Consider the following 21,990-nt stretch of genomic DNA (forward strand, 5'->3'; position numbering starts at 1 on the left):
TTAGCAGCTTTAAATTTGTTGTGATGTCAGTTAACACTATGAATACAAAAACTAAGTTGAATACTATAGAAGAAGCCATTGAGGATATCCGTCAAGGGAAAGTTATTATTGTTGTCGATGATGAAAATCGCGAAAACGAAGGTGATTTTGTCGCTGCAGCAGAAATGGTAACGCCAAAGATGATCAACTTTATGGCAATGCATGGTAGAGGTTTAATTTGCACTCCACTTACAGAACATCGTTGCGAGGAACTTGAGCTCAACATGATGGTGAGAAACAACACAGATCCCATGGAAACTGCGTTTACCGTTTCAGTAGATTTAAGAGGAAATGGTGTTAGTACTGGTATTTCTGCAAATGATAGAGCTAAAACAGTAAAGGCATTGGTTAACAGCGACACCAAAGCATTTGAGTTAGCAAGACCTGGACATATATTTCCTTTAGTTGCAAAAGAAGGTGGTGTTTTAAGACGTACAGGTCATACGGAAGCTGCCATAGATTTTGCACGTTTAGCAGGATTTGAACCTGCAGGTGTCATTGTTGAAATAATGAACGAAGATGGTACCATGGCGCGCTTGCCACAACTTATGGAAGTGGCTAACAAATTTGACTTAAAAATTGTTTCTATTGAAGATTTAGTGGCTTATCGCATGGAATACGATTCCTTGATTGAGAAAAAGGAAGACTTTGATATAGAAACGCGTTTTGGAAAATTTAGATTAAGAGCCTATTTACAAACTACAAATAACCAAGTTCATATTGCCTTAACAAAAGGCAATTGGAAATCTGACGAACCCGTTTTAACGCGTGTTAATGCCACTTTAGTTAATAATGACATATTAGGAACATTAACTAACAATGCAGACCAGAAGTTAGATGATATGTTTAACTCCATTAACTCAGAAGGTAAAGGAGCAATTATCTTTATTAATCAACAGGCAGAATCTATGAATCTACTCTCTCGCTTGGAAATATTAAAGGAAAATCAAGTTGAAGGACAGGTTGTAAAAGCACCTAGAATACCTATGGATGCAAAGGATTTTGGTATTGGTGCACAGATTCTTCACGATCTTAAGATTAGCAAACTCAAATTAATGTCTAATGCTTTACAGACCAAACGTGTTGGTATGATTGGCTATGGTTTAGAGATTGTTGAGTATGTTAATTATTAATTAGAACTTTTTTACTAACCGATCGACCTTCAGAGTATATTTTAAGTACATAAATACCAGATTTTAAGCCTTTAACATTTATTCTATTTGTACTTTGGTTATAGTTAATGACCAACTGACCTGAGGTATTGTAAAGCTCTAATTTTTCAATGTTTGAATTAGATTTTATATTGATATAACTCGAAGCAGGATTTGGATAAGCACTGAACTTATTTTCAAATTTTTCATCGACACTTAAAGTATTCTGATAGACCCTCACATAATCAATGACCATAATACTTTGCGTAAAATTTGGATCAATTGTACCAGATACGCCACCCATCGCTATATTCAACAGTAAATATTGGTCTTCATCAAAAGGCCATGTGTCTGCATTTTTAACAGAAGGATTGTAAGTGTAAAATCCAACACCATCAATCATAAACGTAATTTGATTTGGAGACCAATTCATGGAGTACACATGAAAATTATTGGCAACATCATCTAAAGCATAGGATTGGTAATTTTCAGTGGCACCAAAACTAGAAGGAGTATGTAAAGCGCTGCTTACAGTATTTGTAGCACCCAAGCCATGCTCCATAACATCTATCTCACCACAAGCTGGCCAATTAGTAGTTCCAAAGCCTTGGTTATCCCAATAGGCTCCGTCTTCGTTTATGTTTTTACCTAAGGTCCAGATTGCTGGCCAAGTACCATCCCCTTCAGGTAACTTAGCTCTTACATCTACTCTACCGTATGTAAAGGCAAACTTTGAATTTAACCTTGCAGAGGTATATTGTTTGGTTTCGCCTTGATCTGTAAAACTTTCTTTTATGGCAACTATATTTAAAAATCCGTTATCTACATATGAATTTTCAATACGGTTGGTATAATGTTGCTCCTCTCCATTAAACCAATTTCCACCTGCAGGTAACTGGGTTTGATGAAACCAATTGTTAGAATCTATACTTCCGTTGCCATCAAACTCATCTGCCCAAACCAAATCGTTGTATATAACATCCAATTCGTTAGGGTCTACGGCTTCAGATCCATCATTTATGTCGTCAATAAGATAAGTACCCGTTGTTGTATTACCTCCATCTACAAAAATTGTAAGTCTAGAGTATGTGCCTGTTGCGTTCATTAGAGTTGAAGTTCCACTGATGGTAGCATTAGCAAAATTCAAAGATATATCATTTGTCCATCCCCAACCTGAGTTGCTCATAACAACTTCTACATCTGGATTGGCACCACTCTCTAACTTTACCATAATATTATGTGTATTAGGGTCGAACTGATAAAAAGATAAGGTGATGACCTGTTCAGCATCTAAATCTACAGGCGAAGCTAAATCCAAATAAAACCCTTGCCATGGATCTGAACCATCATTAAAAAACTGACCTACAGGATCACTACCATCGTCTGGATCCGTATTGAACGAAAATCCACTATTTCCAAAAGTAGCAAATGCATGCGACCCATCTGAAAAATTGATAGGCATCTGTTGTGCGAACAAAAACCACGTTGACAGAAGAGTAATTGTAGTTATAATGTAGTTTAACTTCATAGCTTTTTTTTGTAAAGTTATGAATCAATCACTTTATATTAAAACATGAAACCTATACAAAAACAGTACAATACCATTTTTGTATAGGTTACTTTAATAAAGTAAACGTTGACTCTTACTGGATGGTCATTTTATTATTTAAACCCAACATATTCAGCTTCTGCATCTAAAATTCCTTTAACATAAGTCTTATACTCTGCATAATCCTCTGGATTAATATTATCGTAAGGCGTTGTGCAGTCTATCGTTACTTTTAACTTATTTGGTTTTGATACCTCATAAGTAATTGAATATTCATGGTTTTTGAATTTAAAGCTCTTGCTTTCTGGTATTTCAACAAAAGATTCACCTTCTTTAATTTCTATAATATATTCTGTTTTATAGGTGTCTACAGTTTCGTATTGGATATAATCGATAATATAATTACGCTCTTCCAACTGAATTATAGAGTTTTCGTAGGGATGAGATATTATTGGTAGTTGCATTATTTTAATTGAACCAATACTGCTCATTTTTTTATTTAAAGTTAAATCTGTTTTAAAAGATACTGCTGTATTATCATCCTTCTTTTCAATATCTGAAATTTCATTTAATGTAAAGTCATCAATCAATTTTGCTTTATAATCGTCTGTCATGTTATTTTTAATGACTTCAGCATTTGGTTCACTAAAAACTTCGTTGTAATACGAAACATTATGTCCTTTTACCTCTGTTGTGATATCTAGGTTCAAATTATCATCATTAACGTTTAATACAATGACGTTTTCAACGTGGGATTTAACTCTATTGACATCATCTAAATGAATTAAATCATAGGTCTTATTTAAGTTCTCCGACGCTAAAGGTATTTCTAAAGCTGTTGCTCCCCTTAAACTTGTTGGCAACGCTTTATATGGTAAATATTTACTCGTAAGCTCTAAGAATTGTGGTTTGCCATCTATCATTACCTTAACAATACAATGGTTAAAGTCCGTGCTTGGTAAAACCAAATTGTTTCTTCCGTAATCTGATGTCAGCACCAAAACCAAATTAGATTTTAATTCTGCCATTTTAGCTAAGGTTACAAAAAGCGTAGAAAAATCTTTACAGTCACCTAAACTTGTGTTTATAGTCTTTGCTGGTTTTTGAGGAATAAATCCGCTTTGTTTAAAGCTTACATAACTATAGTTGAAGTTTGATGTAATATAGTTGTAAATAATCTTTGCGCGTTCATCTTGGCTAAGTTGCTTATAACCATCAGGGAATAACTTATTAAACTCCTCTTCTACTTTGGTGTTGATTTCAATCCTAGATCTCACCAAATCCGAATACCAAATAGATATATCATTCCAATCGCTAATGGTACTAAAATGCAAATACTCAACGTGATCTACAGAGTTAGGCATATAATCCTCAGCAAACATTAATGTTTCAGGATTGTTTATTTCCCATTTGTATAAGTTGTGATCTTTCCTTTTTATTACTTCAGGTTCTAAATTCCCATTCATATATTTGTGATGTAATTTTACCGAGTGAGGTACTAAAATTTCTACCGAAGTCATTACCGCTGGGTGAAAAGACGCCATTTGTATTTTATCTGAGATATCTTTATAAAATCTTCCGGTTGTAGACACAATACCTTCATAATCAATATATACAACATCACCAATATTGATGTCATTAAACACAAGATTAGAGCCTCTTCTATCTGCCGGAACTACATTACCATTAGGTTTTACCAATTCAGACTTTAAAAATTTATAAGAACCTCCAAGTCCTAAGTTGTATTCTTTAAACGTTTCAATACCATTGTTAGAGGTGACCTCGTAGATATAAACATAACGGTATTTAAAACCACCCTCTTCAAAAATTTCTATATTACTATCATCCATTAGAATATTAAACCCATAATTGTTGGTTGTGATTTTGTTTCTATTGGATTCTATATAATCATAAGCTTCTTCTACAACTAGGTCATTAATGAGATTTTCCTTTTTTGAAATATCATTTATTTTATTTCTTAATTGGGAATCGCCACTGTTATGAGTTAGCGCTTTTTCGTAATATTTTAGAGCTTCATCGGTTTTACCCAATTGTTTTAAAATATCCCCTTTTAGCTCCATGGTTGTAAAACTATAAGGATAGTTTGCAAGCATCTCCTCTGCATAAGGCAATGCTTTCTTATACATTTGATGACGCATATAATTATTGACAATTCGTTTTAGATACGTATTATCATTTGTTAAATGTTCGTAATCTTTAACAACGAGAGCCAATGACTTTTTCTTCTGGTTTTTATCCTCGTAATATTGTATAAGTTGATTTTCTGCGCCCATACTGAACCCGTTCTCTACGATATCCTCTAAAATAGAAATGGTTTTGTCTTGATCTTGAAAAATCTGATCATAGAATGGTGCATACTTAAGTCTAAAACTATCGTTACCATATTTTTCGGCTAGAGTGTTTAGGTTTTCTAATGTATTCTTAATACCGTTAATGTCTTCTTTTCTTGCATAAGATATAAAATCGGCACCAGTCTTAATGAGTTCAGAATCAAAGGCATTTTTAAGTTTTACGATATACTCATCAAACTCATCCATAGTTAGTCTAGACAACTCACCATATTCAGACAGTTTATTTAAAATCGGAAGATAATAATCAGGGTCGTCGCGCTCAATATTCTCATTAAGTTCATTAGCAGAGGTATAATCGTTTTCTAAATTATAAGTTTGCATTAAAGCATTACGAAGAAAAGAACTTTTTGGGTAGTCTTTGTAATGTGGCATTAATACATTTCTTGCTTCTTCATATTTTGAATTCCTTATATAAGTTGCGTACAATGCATAATGGTACAGAAAGTTATTTGGATTAGCTTCTATCTTCTCTTTAAAAAAGGCCTCGAAATCATTCTCTTGCTCTTCCGGGTTTAAAGCTTCCAAACTTGAAGTATTATAACTAACCGGATTACTAGAAATCGTTACGTTTTCTAAAGGCTTCTTGTTTTCATCAAAAAGTGACAACAAGAAATAAGACGTAGAATTACTTTCGGCAGTTTTTACCAACAATCTGTTATTACCCTTTGGTAAGTTAACGGTTACTCCGTAGGCATTTAAGTCTGTTGATACATCTTTATCATTTTTAAAAATCTCAACATCATTTAAAAAAATCTTAAAAGCAGACCCGCTTCCCATACGGATAAAAATCCTTTGGTCTTCACTAGAATTCACAAATGTTTGAGCGTAATTAACGCCAGAACCATATTCGTTATGGTTAGTAAAAAACTGATAAGCCTCTTTACTATTGGTACCATTGTACCAACCTAAATAGCCATTACTTCTCGCATCAAACATGCTCTCAGAACTTGGATTGTTTTCAGCTTCATAAAATTTGTCCAGTCCACTTTTATTAAGATTCTCAAAACTTCCGCAGTACTGCCATTCCTTTACACTATTAATTTTATCATTAAAGCTGTAATAAGCATCCCAATCATTTTTGTGTCGCCCTTTTATGGCTTCGAGATATAACACAGCATCTTGTAAATCTACATGCGATATGCCATGATCACTAATATCATCGATAGTTTGAAAAACCTGGTTATTAAAACCTTCATCTAAATAATCTTGAAACAAAAAGGATTTGTTCCAGAAGGCAAATAGATAATATTCAAACTCGTCTTTGGCCAAAAATTCATCCAAAAACTTTTTACTGGTAATGATCTTGCCGTTTTCATTTCTCAAAATTTCATTAGAAAGCAACCATTCTAGATCAGAACTTTTGTTTTTCTTGATTAATTTTTCCGCTTCAGCTCTATCATTGGACAACAGTTTGTTCCAAAATTCTTCATGATTACTTTGAGCCAGGCAATTAAATGCAACAAAAAGAATTGCCGCAATGGAGAGGTAAACTTTCTTCATAGGTTTATTTGAGATATTTAATTAATAGTTTCAATAATTTGAGCCATTTTATTAGCCCTGGTTTTTACTTCTTCTTCTGTCCAAGAGAGTTTTATTAGACAAGAAATATTTCTTCCGATGTAATGGTCGGATTGTTCAAAAGACTTGGTTTGAAGATATTGCAAACCTTCTTTTACTTCTTTAGAAATTGGATATAAAGATTTTAAATTGGTTAAATGGTCCCATTTTCTTATATAATGCCAATTGTTGTCATAGTAGTGAAAACAGGCATCAATACCATTATCTTTAAATGCTTTGGAAACTTTTCTTGCAGACTCTAAATCTGGCAGAAAGAAGTTTAAAAACGCATAACTTTCCTCTCCACCATCTGGTACAGTTCTAAAAGTTACTTCAGGAATATGGGACAAAGCTTCTCTTATAATGGTATAGTTTCTTTTCTGAATTGAAATAAATTCTGGCAGTCTCCTTACTTGAGCCAGTCCAACTGCAGCATTTAACTCTGATATTCTAAAGTTATAACCCAAAAACGGATGGGTTTCAGCACCTCTATCATTACCAACATGGTCGTGCCCATGATCTGAATAATGATCTGCATTGGTATAATAATCCTTGTTATTTGTGACTACTGCCCCACCTTCTCCACAAGTAATTGTTTTTACAAAATCGAAAGAAAAGCAACCTAAATCAGCGATGCTTCCAAGAGGTTTTCCTTTAAAGCTACCTCCAATGGCTTGGCATGCATCTTCAACAAAAATTAAATTATGTTTATCACAAACCGTGCGTAAAGCATCCATATTGGCCATGCTGCCACACATTTGTACTACCATTACGGCTTTTGTTTTTGCTGTGATCGCTTCTTCAACAGCCTTTGGGTCTAGCGTTAAGGTATCATCAATATCTACCAGTACAGGGATTGCTCCCAACATCATAATAGCTTCAAAACTGGCAACGAAAGTAAATGTTGGCATAATAACTTCATCGCCTGCACCCACTCCAGCTGAAGCCAATGCTATTGAAACTGCAGCAGTACCACTCGATACTAATTGTACATAATCTGATTGAAAGGTTGAGCGAAGTTCAGCTTCTAATTCTTTAGCTTTCCAATGACCTTTGCGCATGCCATCAAAGCCATAGCGCATTAATACTCCATTATCTAAAACATCATTAACTTCTTTGCGCTCTAAATCGCTGAATAACTCAAATCCTGGCATAAATTATCTTAAAATTGAAGTCTTAATATTAAAACAATTTTAAGTTTCTGCCAAAGTTTTGATATTAAAATTACTACAATTCAATGATAGTATCCGATAAAGGTTTTCTTACTTTTTTTAAGCTTGCGAACATATCGTCTTCAGCTCTATAACCTACAGGAAGTAATAATACCGAGCTGAGCCCATGCTTATCTAACTCTAAAGCCTTGTCCAATTCTGAAGGTATAAACCCTTCCATTGGGCAACTGTCTATATTCTCAACCGCACAAACAGTCATTAGATTTCCCAAAGCTATATATGCTTGTCGTGTAGCCCAATTATATTTTTTGTCTGAAGGCATATTGTTAATCGTGGTTTTTAAACCTTTTCTAAATGGGTTTAAAATATCATCTGGCGTATTTCTCAAAGCCTTAACGGCATCAAAATGTTGGTCAACATCTTTATCGTCTATTTCATTCTGTATGCACAATATCAACAAATGAGAGGCTTCTGCTACTTGACGCTGTCCATAAGAAAGCGGAACTAATTTCTCTCTAACTTCCTGATCTTCAATCACCACCATCTTTAAAGTTTGCAAACCGTAAGACAAAGCTGTTAAATTAAAAGCTTCTTTTAAAACATTAAGTTTTTCTTGAGGTAGTTGTTTATTAACATCGAACTTTTTAGTGGCGTAGCGCCATTTTAACTTCTCAATTATCATGTTCTTATTTTTTGTAAAAATACATAATTAACTCAAGGGTGAAATTATATTCAAAGATGGAATATTTTGAATAAATTTATATCCAATTCTCTGCAAATGAATATCGCTATCCTAATTTTGGCGGCTGGAGGCTCTTCAAGAATGAAAGCAACCAAGCAATTGCTACCCATTGATAACAATACCATGTTAGGCCTTACAGTTGAGCGTGCCTTAAATTCTAAAGCTAATAAAGTCTTTTGTGTTTTAGGTGCCCATTCAGAAGACATCAGTAAATCCATAGCAGACTACAATGTAAAAGTTATTCTCAATTCTGAATTTGAAAAAGGTCTCAGCTCTAGTATTATTAAGGGAATTGAATCAATAAAACCTTATTCCTTCAATGCCGTTTTAATCACATTAGCTGACCAACCAAATGTTGATACTGAGTATATAAACACATTGATTGACACTTCAAAAAAGCACTCACAACATATAATCGCATCAAATTATTCAGGCAATTATGGTGTTCCTGCTATTTTTCCAAGTAAATTTTTCGATCAATTATTGCAATTAAAGGGTGATAAAGGAGCAAAAATATTCCTGAATTCAAATTCAGAAACGGTCATAGCTGTAGAAGCAAAAGATCAACTTATAGACATAGATACAAGAGAAGATTATTTAAATTATTTAAAAAACACGTAAGTCATTTTTGTATATGTTGATTATTAAATACTTACATCGATAAAAATCACGCAAATATTTTATAACTTTAGCTGAACTGATATTCTAGGCATTATGGCAACTTTTAACTTAAAAGTAAACGGAGAAAGCAAAACTGTTAACGTGGACAATGACACGCCCTTGCTTTGGGTGCTTCGTGATGAACTCAATTTATTAGGTACGAAGTACGGCTGTGGAATTGCACAGTGTGGCGCTTGTACCGTACATGTTGATGGTGTTGCAATAAGAAGCTGTTCCATACCAGCTTCTAATTTAACGGATTCTGAAATTACAACTATCGAAGGCCTTGCTAAAGAAAAACTACACCCTGTACAAGAAGCTTGGAAAGAGTTGGATGTTCCGCAATGTGGTTACTGCCAAGCAGGTCAGATAATGACAGCTACTTCATTTTTAAAGCAAAACCCAAGTCCAAATAATGAAGATATTAGAAATGCCATGAATGGTAATCTATGCCGTTGTGCAAGTTATAATAGAATTGAAAAAGCAGTGGCTTTAGCTGCCAAAAAAATGTCTTAAAGCATAACCTGCCTGCCGACAGGCAGGTGGGCATTTGGCAGAAAAATAGATACTGCTAATCTAAATAATTATATTACTTAGCGATAAGTGATAGCAAAACTTCTAGAGATGAAAAATCGAAATAAAGTAGCATTTAGTAGACGTAATTTCATAAAAACTTCTGCATTAGCCAGCGGAGGACTTTTAATAGGTTTCAATTTTTTTACAGCTTGCAAGGAGGCAGCTCAACCACCAGTGGATATTTCAAAATTGAACTTCAATGATTTTAATGCTTTTATAAAAATTGCAGATAACGGTTATGTAACTATTTTTTCTCCCAACCCTGAAATTGGGCAAGGTGTAAAAACATCTATGCCCATGATAATTGCTGAAGAGCTCGATGTGCCTTGGGAGCATGTCTCAGTGCAACAAGGTGTTCTGGATACTGAAAATTTTCAGAGACAAGTGGCAGGTGGCAGCCAATCCATTAGATTTGGATGGGATGCTTTAAGACAAACAGGTGCAACTGCAAAACAAATGTTAGTTAATGCTGCTGCTGCAAAATGGGGAGTCGATGCTTCAACATGCAAAGCTTCAAATGGTATTATCACAAATAACAATGGTGATACTTTAGGTTATGGTGACGTAGTAAGTGAAGCGGCATTATTGGAAGTACCCGAAAATGTCACCTTAAAATCACCGAAAGATTATAAAATTATTGGTAAGGACGCCATTAATGTAGATATGGAAGCTATTGTAACCGGAAAACCATTATTCGGATTAGATTATACTTCTGAAGGTATGAAATATGTTTCTGTTGCTCGTCCTCCTGCCTTTGGGCAAAAAATTGATTCTTTTGATGCTACTGAAGCCAAAGCAGTTAAAGGAGTTATTGATGTAGTACAATTTGGAGATAAGGTAGCTGTTTTAGCATCAAATACTTGGGCTGCAATGAAAGGCAAAAAAGCCTTGAAAGTCAATTGGACCAATGATAATGATTTAGAAAACACATCTGATCATGACCATGAATTAAATAAAATATTAAACAGCAACAAATTAGATGTAAGACGCGAAGATGGCAATGTGAAAAAAGCTTTTGCCGAAGCCGATAAAGTTTTAGAACACACTTACGAATCTCCTTTTCTACCTCATAACTGTATGGAACCTATGAATTTCTATGCTAACGTTACAGATGATAAGGTTCATTTAGTTGGCCCAATTCAAACACCAGCTGGTACAGCAAGACGTATTGCCAACCTTATTAATAGAAATGAAGATGATATTCATTTAGAAATGACAAGAATGGGTGGTGGTTTTGGGCGACGTCTATATGGTGATTTTGCATTAGAAGCAGCAGAAATTTCAAATATCACAAAACAACCTGTTAAAGTTATATTTTCCCGAGAGGATGATATGGCGGCAGGTATATATAGACCTGCAATAAAGTATAGAATAAAAGCCTCTATAAAAGATGGAAAAGTGACGGGGTACCATTTAAAAGAAGCCGCGATAAATTCGAACATGTATGGCTTAATTCCTAATTTTTTCCCTGCTGGTGCTATAGAAAATTACAAAGTTGAAACCGGAAATTATAGAAGTAAAATAACAACTGGTGCATGGAGAGCTCCCTACACTAATTTTCTAGCTTTTGCCGAGCAGAGCTTTTTTGATGAACTTGCTAAAGAGTTAGAAATTGATCCAGTGCGGTTACGGTTAGATTTGTTGAGCAATGTTGAAGAGGGTAAAGACCCTAGTATTGAATATTCAGCTAAACGTATGACCGATACAATTAATCTAGCTGTAGAAAAAAGTAATTGGGGAAAATCTAGAGATGGAATCTATCAAGGATTTGCAGCCTATTACAGTCATAACACGCATGTTGCAGAGGTAGTTGACATTAGTATGAAAAACGGAAATCCTATGGTAGAAAAAGTAACCGTTGCTGTAGATTGTGGAATTGTTGTAAATCCAACTGGTGCCAAAAATCAAATTGAAGGTGGAGTAATTGATGGTATAGGCCATGCCATGTACGGTGATTTTTCTTTTGAAAATGGACAACCACAAGATGTTAACTTTAACACCTATCGTTTAATCAGAATGAAAGAAACTCCAATTGTTGAAACTCATTTTGTTGAAAATGAATTATCACCAACTGGTTTAGGGGAACCGGGTTTACCTCCAGCTGGTGGCGCGCTAGCAAATGCTATAAAAGCTGCTACAGGACAAGTTCTAACCAAACAACCTTTTATAAATGAGTTTAATAAGCGAAAGACAGATTTAAGTGCATAACACAAACCTATAGCTAAACTTCTGTGGCTTTCTTAACTGCACGATATGCTGGAAAATAATCTGCTTCGAGAATATCAGGTGCATGATCGTTACCAAGTTTTTGCGAAACTAATTCTTTATATACATTTTCATTAACAATGTACTTCCAGATTTTAAACTCCTTAAAATCCTTAGAGAAGCTACTTTTAAATCTAAAAAGAGAGTCTTCATTACTTCCTAAACCTCCACCAAGGTTAAAGTACTTATAACCTTCTTCGGTAGATTTGATTCGCATTTCATCTATAACCAGCTTTATAGGATTGAGTTCAAAATGCTCTTCGCTAAGACCTGACAAATGATATTGTACAATATCCCCTTTTTTCATAAACATTGCAGCTCCTATTATTTCTTCAGATTCTGTATGTACACATAAAGACAACTCCGACTCATAATCCTCGCTTGACAATATTTGACGATAATATTCATTAGTAAAAAAATAGCTATCATCAGCGTCAACACGCCTCATATTCTCGTGGTATAGACGTATAAAGTCATCAAGATGCTCATCTATGTTACCTTTAATTACAGTACAAGACCTTCGCGATTTATTTAAATATGTTTTTAAACGTCTGCTGAATTTTGCTCTTTGATTTTCTATGGTGTCGGTTAAGTCTATATTCACAACATTTCCTAAAGCCGTAATTGTACCCAACCCTTTTAGAATACTTTCTTGATGTTCAATGTAAGGATGAAGCCTAGAAAACACAGATACTATATTATTCTTTTGCAAAAATTGATTAAACTCATCTTGAAAATCATCTACGTTAAAATTTTCATCAATATGTTGTACTAACGGACCAGCATAACCATATACTGAGGTAGCATCTTTATAGTCAGAGTTATCAATATCTCTAAGAAGCAAAGGAATTAACAAAGATGTCTGCCCATCCGCATATTTTATAAGGATAGGGTATTCATCATTACTTTTTGACAACTGATGATAATCGTATGTATGGTAAAAGTCTGAATTTGAAACCAAAGCGATTTGTTCCTTCCAAACTTTCTTATCTTTTATGACTTCAATCATTTAATAGCTAATTGTATAATTGTTTTAAGATTATAATGTTATTTAAATTTTATATTCTAAACATTGCGCCTTTAGGCTTTATACCAAGATACGCCATTCCCGCCTGATTCATCCAGTGAGGTTGTATAATTCCGTGCTGCAATACTGCATGTATATCTCTATGGGCACGTTCAATTCTGTTTTCTGTATATAAAGAAACTGTTCCCGCAGCTGCATAAATCTCAGTTACCATGCTTCTAGCTATAGTGGCAGCCTGAACAGAAGCCGACCATACATCTGCAAGTTGTTCATCTGTATAAGTATTTTCCTTTTTAGCTTCTTCCCAAATTACTGATACTGCATTATGCAATTGACCACGTAAAGCACTTAATGTAGTCTTGCTTTTTGCAACAACACTCTGTATTCTATCTCTGTCTCTTAAATCAGGATTTTTACCAGGAGTAACTCTTTCAAAGCATATTCTCACAAGATCATCCATTGCTGCTTTAAATATCCCAAGAGCAATAGCGGCATTACCAGCAGAATTTAAACAACCAATTGGCAAACGGCTATAAGGATTATCTATAGCTACAGGGCTATCAAAATCTACTGCATATGCTTCTTTGACAAAGTGATTATCCACTACAACATCATGACTACCCGTACCTTTTAGCCCACCAACATGCCACGTATCTACAACTTCAATCGCCTCTTTAGGAATAAAAAACAACTTTAAATTAGCACCTGGTCCCAAAGTAGATGGCAAACCTTCTCCTGTTACCAAACAGCGCAGAACAAACCAGTCTGATATTTCACACCCAGAAACTAAAGTCCATCGTCCCGAAACGTTATAACCTCCGTCAACAATTTCCGCGACACCTTCTGGGCGCGCTGAATTGGCATATACATGAGATGGATCCTTATAAACTTCTTTCATACTTTCCTCATCAAGATAACGACCAAATGTACAAGCTAAATGGTTGTTCCATACACTCCAACCGACAGCAGCTTCGCTACAACTTAGTATTTCATAAGCTTTTAGAACCTCTACAGGATTGTCCTCCCAGCCACCAAGAAATTTTGGTAATCCCATTCTAAACAGTCCAGATTCTTTTAGGTGCTCAACAAGTTTAGGTGCAAGTCTTCTTAAATTTTCTGTTTCGTCACGATGCAAGATTGCAGTAGCATGAATCTCATTTGACGCATCAGATGGCGAGTTTGTTCTAATTTCTAACAATGATTTGTGCATAATTATAATTTAACAATGATGATAATTATATCATCAAATTTCATAGATTTTAATTAAACTACTGAATATATTTTAGAAATATGACTTGGTATAAAGTATCACTAAAAATTCAGGGCAATAATAAGTCGAAGGTATTATTTTAAGTTTATTACTTGATAATTAATTGTTTAAATGCGAAAAAAATTGGTGAAATAAAAAAACCACACAAGATGACTTGGTGGTTTTATTTCAAAGTTTAACACTTTTTTTGCGGAGAAAGAGGGATTCGAACCCCCGGAGGTGTGACCCTCGCTGGTTTTCAAGACCAGTGCATTCGACCACTCTGCCATTTCTCCAATAGCGGGTGCAAATATAAAACCCTTTTTTTTGTAGTCAAAGATTTTTTCTAGTTTTTATTAAATTTTGATTTTAGATTTGAAAAAAAATTAGCATCAATAAATTATGCATTGTATTTTCGGCATAATATATGTTGTTTACAACGTTATTATTTCAAATCAATCTTTATGAAGCATTACTTTTTCTTTTTCACAGTTTTAATTAGCCTGTGCAGTATAGCACAAAACAAGACTATTGCTGCAGGTGAAAAACTCGTCTATACCGCATCCTATAATATGTCTGGTCTATTAACGGATATTGCTCAGGTAAAAATGGAAACCAGTGAAGTTAAGACATCAAAAAGTACGCTAATGCGATTAAAGTGTACAGCTACAACTTTCAAAAAATGGGATAACTTCTTTAAAATAAGAGATTTATATGAGAGTTATGTCAATCCTAAAACTTTAACTCCTTACCTCTATAAAAGAGACATTAGCGAAGGCGGCTATTATAAATTCATGCAGTACAAGTATAACCATAAGGCCAAGCTCGTAAAAAGCCTTAAGCGTAAAAAGAGAAAAGACGGTAAAACTTGGGACGAAAATAAAACGGTTAAGATCAATGCTTCTACCAAAGACTTAGTGAGTACCTTATACCATATCAGAAATTTAGACATCCACAAAGCCAGTCCTGGTGATTCTCAAAATTTCACAATACTGTTTGACAATGAAGAAACCACCATAACAATAAAATATATTGGCAAAGAAACCATATCTACTAAAATTGGGAGCAAAGAATGTTATAAGCTCGCAATATCTGTAAAAGATAGTGATGTTTTAAAAGGCAATAATGCAAACCTTTTATGGCTTACGGCAGATGCGAATAAGATACCAGTATATGCGAAGTTTAAAATTCCTGTTGGAAACGGTGAACTTAAGATCGTTTCTGCCACAGGTTTAAAACATTAATTTAATAATGAAAAAACTATTTATAATCTTAGGTTTTATTTCAGCAATTTTAGCTGTAATACTAGCTGTAACTCCTCTTTCTAATTTAGCCATAGCACCAATAGTTGCGGCATTTATCTGTGGGTTAATAGTACTATTTATTTCTAAAAAACAAAACACTAAAACGAAAACCATTCAATACATTTTCATTTTGGTAATCATTTCGTTAGGACTCACTATTTATAAAGGCGTTTTCTCAACCACAGAAATCGGTGACACCGAACAATTAGAGCAAAGGGATGAAGAAAACCTAGAGGACTCTAAGGAAATCCTTGAGGATATAGAAATTGACGAAAATTTTTAAATTTTATGACTTAACGTCAGAAATTATTTCGCTCATTTAACTTATTTTTGCGGAAATCAAATAGTTACATGAAAGTATTAGTTGCCTCAGCGCTTATTCTTGTTGGCTCTTGCTCTACACTTAGACATAGTGAAAAAATAGAGAATTTAAAGGATAGTATTTCATACGACGACAAGAAAATAGTTGAAAAATACCTAAACACAATCAATTCCGAAGAGCTAAAAACCCATGTAGAAGAAATATCCTCTGAGAAGTATAACGGAAGAATGACTGGTGAGAAAGGTCATAATGAAGTCTGTGATTATATTCGGAATTACTACAAATCTCAAAATATAAAAGCTCCAGAATCTCATCCAGATTACTATCAAAAAGTACCTAAAGAAGTATTGCCAGAAGGGTTAAATGAATCGCAAAACGTCATTGCATATATTGAAGGTTCTGAATTTCCGGATGAATATATTTATATAGCTGCCCATTCTGACCATGAAGGTATCATTGATGGAGAAATATATCCTGGTGCTGATGACAATGGTTCTGGTACTGCTGCTGTATTTGAAATGGCTGAGGCTTTTAAAAAAGCTTCAGAAGACGGCTATAAGCCAAAACGCAGTATTGTATTCCTACATGTTACTGCTGAAGAAGTTGGTTTGCATGGTTCGCGATATTACACCAATAACCCTGTTTTTCCTATTGAAAATACCATAAGCACGCTAAATATTGATATGATTGGTCGTGTGGACGAAAGGCACAAAGATGATGAAAATTATATCTACGTAATTGGTTCGGACAGAATGAGCACAGAATTGCATTTTATAGTACAAGAAGCAAATTCTAATTTTACAAGCTTAAGTTTAGATTATAAGTATAATGACGATAGCGATCCAAACCGCTACTTCTACAGGTCGGACCATTATAATTTTGCACAAAAAGATATACCTGTGATTTTCTTTTTTAACGGAGAACATGAGGACTACACAAAACCAACAGATACAGCTGACAAAATTAATTACCAATTGTTAGCAGAGCGCACAAAATTAATATTCGCTACAGCATGGTATTTAGCGAACTCTCCAGATCGGTTAAATCCAGAGATTATCTAATGTTAAAGTTTGTTAAAAGAAATTTAGCATAAACCTTTTGACCCTTCGATTTTCGTAATTTTAACAAAAAATCAATTTAAAGTCAATAACCATCTGGCTTTAAACAACTAACATCTAATTTTTATTGATATGAAAAAGTTTTTATTGGTCTTCTGTGCCATGGGATTAATTTTTAGTTGCGGTACTTCTTCCAAAGGTAACTCGTCGTCTGTACAAATGAATGAGGCCAAAGTAGCAGATCCAACTGAGTATGCCTCAACAATTACTACGGAAGAATTAAAAGAAATGCTATACAAGTATGCCTCTGATGAATTTGAAGGAAGGGAAACTGGTGAGAAAGGACAAAAACTGGCTGTTGAGTATTTAAAGGCACAATACAAAGCTATGGGAGTTAACACTCCATTGGGTGATGACGACTATTTTCAGGAAGTTCCATTAGAAAAGCAAAGTGTTTCAGAAGCTAAATTTTCAGTTAATGGAACTGACTTTAAAAGTTTTGAAGACCATATTGTTTTGAGAGCATCTGGAAACGTAGATATCTCTTCAGATGAAATTGTTTATGTTGGGTATGGCATCGACACGGATAACTATTCAGACTATAAAAATATAGATGTAAAGGGTAAAATCGTTTTAGCAAAATCAGGAGAGCCTAAAGATGCTGATGGAAACTACATTACATCAGGAACAACTGAGGATACTAAATGGACCAATGGACGCCAATCTTTGTCTAGTAAAAGAGATGCTGCAGCAAACAACGGTGCAAAAGGACTTATTTATATGGATAATAACTTATTTACAAGATATGCTCCATTTTTTCAAAGACAAGCAATGGCTGGCGCTTCTGGTCGCTTATCATTAAAAAGTAATGATGACGATATGTTTATGCTTATGGTTACCGAAAATCTAGGAAAAGCATTACATAATACAATTTCTGAAGACAAAACATCTAAAACAGTCAATACAAAATTGACCTTATCCATTGAAAATAAATCTGAAGAAATCATTTCAGAAAATGTCGTGGCCTATATAAAAGGTTCTGAAAAGCCTGATGAAATTGTAGTTATCTCAGCTCACTTAGATCATGAAGGTATTAAAAATGGTGAAGTTTATAATGGTGCCGATGATGATGGCTCTGGCACTATCGCCATTTTAGAAATTGCTGAAGCGTTTAAAATGGCAGAAAAAGCTGGTCATGGCCCAAAACGTTCTATTCTGTTTCTTCATGTTACTGGTGAAGAAAAAGGGCTTTTAGGTTCTAGATACTACACAGACAACGACCCTATATTTCCATTAGAAAATACTGTTGCTGACTTAAATATTGATATGATTGGTAGAACTGATCCCAAGCGTACTGAAGGTGATAGAAATTATATTTATCTTATTGGAAGTGATAAATTAAGTACTGACTTGCATAATATTTCTGAAGAAGTCAATAGCAAATACACAAATGTAGAACTTGATTATACTTATAATGATGAAAATGACCCAAACCGTTTTTACTATAGGTCTGATCATTATAATTTTGCTAAAAACAACATTCCTGTGATATTCTATTTCAATGGTACGCATGAAGATTATCATAAACCATCAGACACACCAGATAAGATTGAATACGATTTGTTGGAAAACAGAACAAAATTGGTATTCCACACAGCATGGGAAGTTGCCAATAGAGCTGATAGAATTGTAGCTGACAAAGCAGAACAGCAATAATGCACCAAATAATCGTTTAAACTGCGATATTATCAGTTTAAATGTTAAATTTTTATAAAATATATTGATATTTTATAGTTTTTATGTAAATTTACGTAGTTGTATTGGGGTGCTGATACATTTCGGCTGAGAAAAGACCCATAGTACTCGTTGGATAATGCCAACTATGGAATACATTAACAAGTAAAGGGAACAATATGTTTATCATTTGTTCCCTTTATTATTATAATAAGTTTTACTCAAAAGGTATAGAACAATAAAAGCCTTTCATTTCTGAAAGGCTTTACTAATTTAGGGTGGAAGACCGGGTTCGAACCGGCGACTTTCGGTACCACAAACCGACGCTCTAACCAGCTGAGCTACAACCACCATTTTAATTAGGACTGCAAATGTAAATTATTTACATTTTTCTACAAAGTGTTTTATTAACTTATTTTAAATCAAATAAACTATCTACTGCAGGGTAGCGCTCAACCGTAAAGCCTTCTGCATGCTCAACTCCGACAAGTCTACCGAAGTTTCGAGCTCTGTATTCTATACTATCCGTAAAGTTTTTACTAGAAATGGGTGTTTCTGGCTCACCACTTTTAGGATCAAAGAACTGAGTCTTGTATGCCAAAACAGATTCCATTTTTTTATCCATAAAGCCCGAAACATCTACAACAATATCTGGCTCAATATCTCTCCATTGTATATAATGGTATACGGTTTTTGGTCTCCAAGCTTCCTGTATAGAACTTTCATCTTTGTGTACGGTCTCAATTTTTCTCAAGCCACTTAAAAAACAGGCATCACTAACTAATTGACTACCTTTTCCATGATCTATATGCCTGTCATCAATAGCATTGCAGATTACAATTTCAGGTCGGTAAAAACGAATCATTTTAATCATTTCAATTTGATGCTCTTTATCATTTTTAAAGAATCCATCAGCAAAACGCATATTGGTTCTGGCATGTACACCTAGTATTTTCGCTGAATTAAACGCTTCCTCGTCACGAGTTTCTGCTGTACCACGCGTACCTAATTCACCTCTGGTTAGATCTATAATGCCAACTTTTTTTCCATTGGCAACTTCTTTCGCCAGTGTTGCACCGCAACCCAATTCCACATCATCAGGATGCGATCCAATAGCTAATATGTCTAGTTTCATCAATTTAAATTTTATCTAAAGCATTATTTATATCCCTCTTTAAATCCTTTACCTCTTCTATTCCCACAGAAAAACGAATCAGCTGGTCACTGATACCGACTCGATCACGTTCATCTTGACTCAATAGTGCATGAGATGTGAGGTGTGGTGACAGCATAGTGCTTTCAATTCCTGCCAAACTCATTGAGGACTTAATCAATTTTAGTTCCTCCTGAAATCGTTTCGAATCCAAATCATCTGTCAATTCAAAAGAAAGCATGGCACCAAAACCTTTCATTTGCGATTTTGCCAATTTATGTTCAGGATGGGATTTTAATCCAGGATAATAAACTTTACTGACTTTTGGATGTTTATTTAACCATTTAGCCATTTTCATGGCATTCTTAGTTTGTGCTTTTACACGTAGTCCTAAGGTTTTCATACTACGCTCTAACATCCAAACCGTCATGTCACTTAAGCTTCCGCCTAAATTTTTACCTACGTTCCAAATACGTTCAATATGTTCTGCGGAACTCGCTACCGCACCAGCACAAATATCACTATGCCCTCCAAAATATTTCGTTGCGGAATGCATCACCATATCAACCCCAAAATCAATCGGATTCTGATTCACCGAGGAAGCAAAGGTATTGTCTATTGAGGTTAATATATTTTTTGATTTACCCAACTTAGCAACAGCTTTTATATCTGTTATTGTTAATAATGGATTTGAAGGCGTTTCAATATGAATCAATTTTGTGTTTTTTTGAATAGCAGCTTCAAAATCTTCAACTTTATAGCCATTGGTAAAGGTATATTCTATACCATACTTTGGAAATTCTTCCTTTATAAAGTTTACCGTGCCTCCATACAACGTATTCTGCACCACCAAATGGTCTCCCTTTTGCAAAAATGCTAAGAACATGGTACTAATTGCTGCCATACCAGACCCAAATATCATTGCGGATTCCGTATGTTCTAATGCAGCTACTTTCTTTGATAAGTATTCTTGATTTGGTGTATTAAAGTAACGTGGATAACGTTTTACATCTACATCAAAAAATTCGTAAGACGAACTTAAATATATTGGTGAGACAGAACCTTTAAATTGTTCGTCCTTAATTTCTCCTACGTGTGTACAAATGGTATTTAAACCTAATTTAGATTTCGACATTCCATTAATTTTTAAGTGCTAAAATTAATGAAAATGCTTAACTACTCACTTAGTTGGCAATACAAACTTTTGTAGAATATGAAAATGTGTCGGAATCAATTTTTACGATATAGATACCGTTAGAGATTTCTGACGTATTTAAAGTATGTTCTTCTGTAGACATTTTTTCTTTAATAATTTTCTTTCCTTCTAAGCTATATAAAGAAAGTAAAGCGTTAGTGTTGTTAAAATTTCCACTTAAGTGTAGCTCATTATTTGATTTTGAATACCATATGTTGACAGGATAAATCTCATTATCTTCTACAGACAAAAGATTACTATTAATATCTAAGTGAGCAGTAGTCGAAAAGGTAATGTAAAATCGATCTATATAATTATCTGCTTGTAAATTTTGAGTAAAATTTGAAGCATTTAATAACGCATAGGAGTCTAATTCTACATCATAAAGGTATACATCTACTTCTTCTTCAAAATTATTTAGCTCAGCAAGGGAAACTGTAACATCTCCAGAATTAGTTAAAAACATACCCAAGGGGTAATATTTATTGGTATCAAATTCACCTACACCTTGTATAACATAGCTATTGCCTTCTATTATCCAACCAAAATCATCCGCAAAATTATTAAAAGTACCTCCATCGTATCCGTAATCGTAACCGTCAGTAGCAGCATTATCTGGGGTAAATCCTAACAATAGCTGCCGTTGAAACCCTGTACTGGTTTCAAAATTCAAATAAATTCGCTGTATATCTTGTGCAGATAGATCAATAAAGAAGGTTGCACAAATTAATACAAGTAGGCACGTAGTTTTTTTCATTTGATTTGGGTTAAATGATAAAAATCTTAAGAGGCCAATATAACCAAACTAAGTTATAAAATCTATGAAATACATTATTTTATCGACGAAATACATTTTTTATTAACA

At 34.3% G+C, this 21,990-nt stretch carries 17 protein-coding genes and 2 tRNA genes; 8 read left to right on the forward strand and 11 right to left on the reverse strand.

Going from position 1 to position 21,990, the window contains the following annotated elements; all coding sequences use genetic code 11:
• Positions 1-23: 23 nt before the first annotated feature.
• Complete coding sequence (gene ribB / locus ACQ65V_RS14630; RefSeq protein WP_273292246.1) at positions 24-1,172, forward strand: 3,4-dihydroxy-2-butanone-4-phosphate synthase; 1,149 nt, start codon at positions 24-26, stop codon at positions 1,170-1,172.
• Here ribB and ACQ65V_RS14635 read toward each other — a convergent pair.
• From ACQ65V_RS14635 to ACQ65V_RS14650, 4 genes are all read right to left on the reverse strand, one after another.
• The gene (locus ACQ65V_RS14635; protein WP_430468499.1) at positions 1,162-2,718 is read right to left on the reverse strand and encodes a family 16 glycosylhydrolase; all 1,557 of its coding nucleotides are present in this window, start codon (positions 2,716-2,718) and stop codon (positions 1,162-1,164) included. The two genes, ribB and ACQ65V_RS14635, sit on opposite strands and share 11 nt — an antisense overlap.
• A 134-nt stretch (positions 2,719-2,852) precedes the next feature.
• Positions 2,853-6,611: a transglutaminase domain-containing protein gene (locus ACQ65V_RS14640; RefSeq protein WP_430468500.1), complete on the reverse strand. Its 3,759-nt coding sequence runs from the start codon at positions 6,609-6,611 to the stop codon at positions 2,853-2,855.
• A gap of 17 nt (positions 6,612-6,628) precedes the next feature.
• On the reverse strand, positions 6,629-7,822 hold the full coding sequence (locus ACQ65V_RS14645) for a DegT/DnrJ/EryC1/StrS family aminotransferase (protein WP_430468501.1): 1,194 nt from the start codon (positions 7,820-7,822) through the stop codon (positions 6,629-6,631).
• A gap of 73 nt (positions 7,823-7,895) precedes the next feature.
• Positions 7,896-8,522 (reverse strand): NAD(P)H-dependent oxidoreductase, encoded by a 627-nt coding sequence (locus tag ACQ65V_RS14650; protein WP_430468502.1) that lies wholly within the window; start codon positions 8,520-8,522, stop codon positions 7,896-7,898.
• A 96-nt stretch (positions 8,523-8,618) separates the two neighbouring features.
• On the opposite strand from ACQ65V_RS14650, the gene ACQ65V_RS14655 reads away from it, so the two are divergent.
• From ACQ65V_RS14655 to ACQ65V_RS14665, 3 genes are all read left to right on the forward strand, one after another.
• Positions 8,619-9,203, forward strand: coding sequence for a nucleotidyltransferase family protein (locus tag ACQ65V_RS14655; protein WP_430468503.1), 585 nt, complete (start codon positions 8,619-8,621; stop codon positions 9,201-9,203).
• Between the two features lie 93 nt (positions 9,204-9,296).
• Positions 9,297-9,758 (forward strand): (2Fe-2S)-binding protein, encoded by a 462-nt coding sequence (locus tag ACQ65V_RS14660; RefSeq protein ID WP_430468504.1) that lies wholly within the window; start codon positions 9,297-9,299, stop codon positions 9,756-9,758.
• Between the two features lie 108 nt (positions 9,759-9,866).
• On the forward strand, positions 9,867-12,026 hold the full coding sequence (locus ACQ65V_RS14665; RefSeq protein ID WP_430468505.1) for a molybdopterin cofactor-binding domain-containing protein: 2,160 nt from the start codon (positions 9,867-9,869) through the stop codon (positions 12,024-12,026).
• Between the two features lie 13 nt (positions 12,027-12,039).
• Here ACQ65V_RS14665 and ACQ65V_RS14670 read toward each other — a convergent pair whose 3' ends face one another.
• The 3 genes from ACQ65V_RS14670 to ACQ65V_RS14680 all read right to left on the reverse strand — a co-directional run bounded on the left by ACQ65V_RS14670 (position 12,040) and on the right by ACQ65V_RS14680 (position 14,655).
• Positions 12,040-13,092 (reverse strand): GNAT family N-acetyltransferase, encoded by a 1,053-nt coding sequence (locus ACQ65V_RS14670; RefSeq protein WP_430468506.1) that lies wholly within the window; start codon positions 13,090-13,092, stop codon positions 12,040-12,042.
• A 49-nt stretch (positions 13,093-13,141) separates the two neighbouring features.
• On the reverse strand, positions 13,142-14,320 hold the full coding sequence (locus tag ACQ65V_RS14675; RefSeq protein WP_155087916.1) for a hypothetical protein: 1,179 nt from the start codon (positions 14,318-14,320) through the stop codon (positions 13,142-13,144).
• Between the two features lie 250 nt (positions 14,321-14,570).
• Positions 14,571-14,655: transfer RNA gene (locus ACQ65V_RS14680), tRNA-Ser, on the reverse strand.
• A gap of 168 nt (positions 14,656-14,823) precedes the next feature.
• On the opposite strand from ACQ65V_RS14680, the gene ACQ65V_RS14685 reads away from it, so the two are divergent.
• The 4 genes from ACQ65V_RS14685 to ACQ65V_RS14700 all read left to right on the forward strand — a co-directional run bounded on the left by ACQ65V_RS14685 (position 14,824) and on the right by ACQ65V_RS14700 (position 18,759).
• Positions 14,824-15,603 (forward strand): DUF3108 domain-containing protein, encoded by a 780-nt coding sequence (locus tag ACQ65V_RS14685; RefSeq protein ID WP_430468507.1) that lies wholly within the window; start codon positions 14,824-14,826, stop codon positions 15,601-15,603.
• 7 nt (positions 15,604-15,610) lie between these two features.
• Positions 15,611-15,946 (forward strand): DUF4149 domain-containing protein, encoded by a 336-nt coding sequence (locus ACQ65V_RS14690; protein WP_155087918.1) that lies wholly within the window; start codon positions 15,611-15,613, stop codon positions 15,944-15,946.
• 68 nt (positions 15,947-16,014) lie between these two features.
• Complete coding sequence (locus ACQ65V_RS14695; RefSeq protein WP_430468508.1) at positions 16,015-17,046, forward strand: M28 family metallopeptidase; 1,032 nt, start codon at positions 16,015-16,017, stop codon at positions 17,044-17,046.
• Positions 17,047-17,175: 129 nt separating this feature from the next.
• Complete coding sequence (locus ACQ65V_RS14700) at positions 17,176-18,759, forward strand: M28 family metallopeptidase (protein WP_430468509.1); 1,584 nt, start codon at positions 17,176-17,178, stop codon at positions 18,757-18,759.
• A gap of 294 nt (positions 18,760-19,053) precedes the next feature.
• Here ACQ65V_RS14700 and ACQ65V_RS14705 read toward each other — a convergent pair.
• The 4 genes from ACQ65V_RS14705 to ACQ65V_RS14720 all read right to left on the reverse strand — a co-directional run bounded on the left by ACQ65V_RS14705 (position 19,054) and on the right by ACQ65V_RS14720 (position 21,882).
• Positions 19,054-19,129: transfer RNA gene (locus tag ACQ65V_RS14705), tRNA-His, on the reverse strand.
• 60 nt (positions 19,130-19,189) lie between these two features.
• Positions 19,190-19,912 (reverse strand): bacillithiol biosynthesis deacetylase BshB1, encoded by a 723-nt coding sequence (gene bshB1, locus ACQ65V_RS14710; protein WP_430468510.1) that lies wholly within the window; start codon positions 19,910-19,912, stop codon positions 19,190-19,192.
• A 4-nt stretch (positions 19,913-19,916) separates the two neighbouring features.
• Positions 19,917-21,065, reverse strand: a complete 1,149-nt coding sequence (locus ACQ65V_RS14715; protein ID WP_412560470.1) for a trans-sulfuration enzyme family protein — start codon at positions 21,063-21,065, stop codon at positions 19,917-19,919.
• 49 nt (positions 21,066-21,114) lie between these two features.
• Positions 21,115-21,882 (reverse strand): T9SS type A sorting domain-containing protein, encoded by a 768-nt coding sequence (locus tag ACQ65V_RS14720; protein ID WP_430468511.1) that lies wholly within the window; start codon positions 21,880-21,882, stop codon positions 21,115-21,117.
• Positions 21,883-21,990: the final 108 nt, after the last annotated feature.

This window comes from Winogradskyella ouciana, assembly GCF_965284585.1.
Lineage (GTDB): Bacteria > Bacteroidota > Bacteroidia > Flavobacteriales > Flavobacteriaceae > Winogradskyella > Winogradskyella ouciana.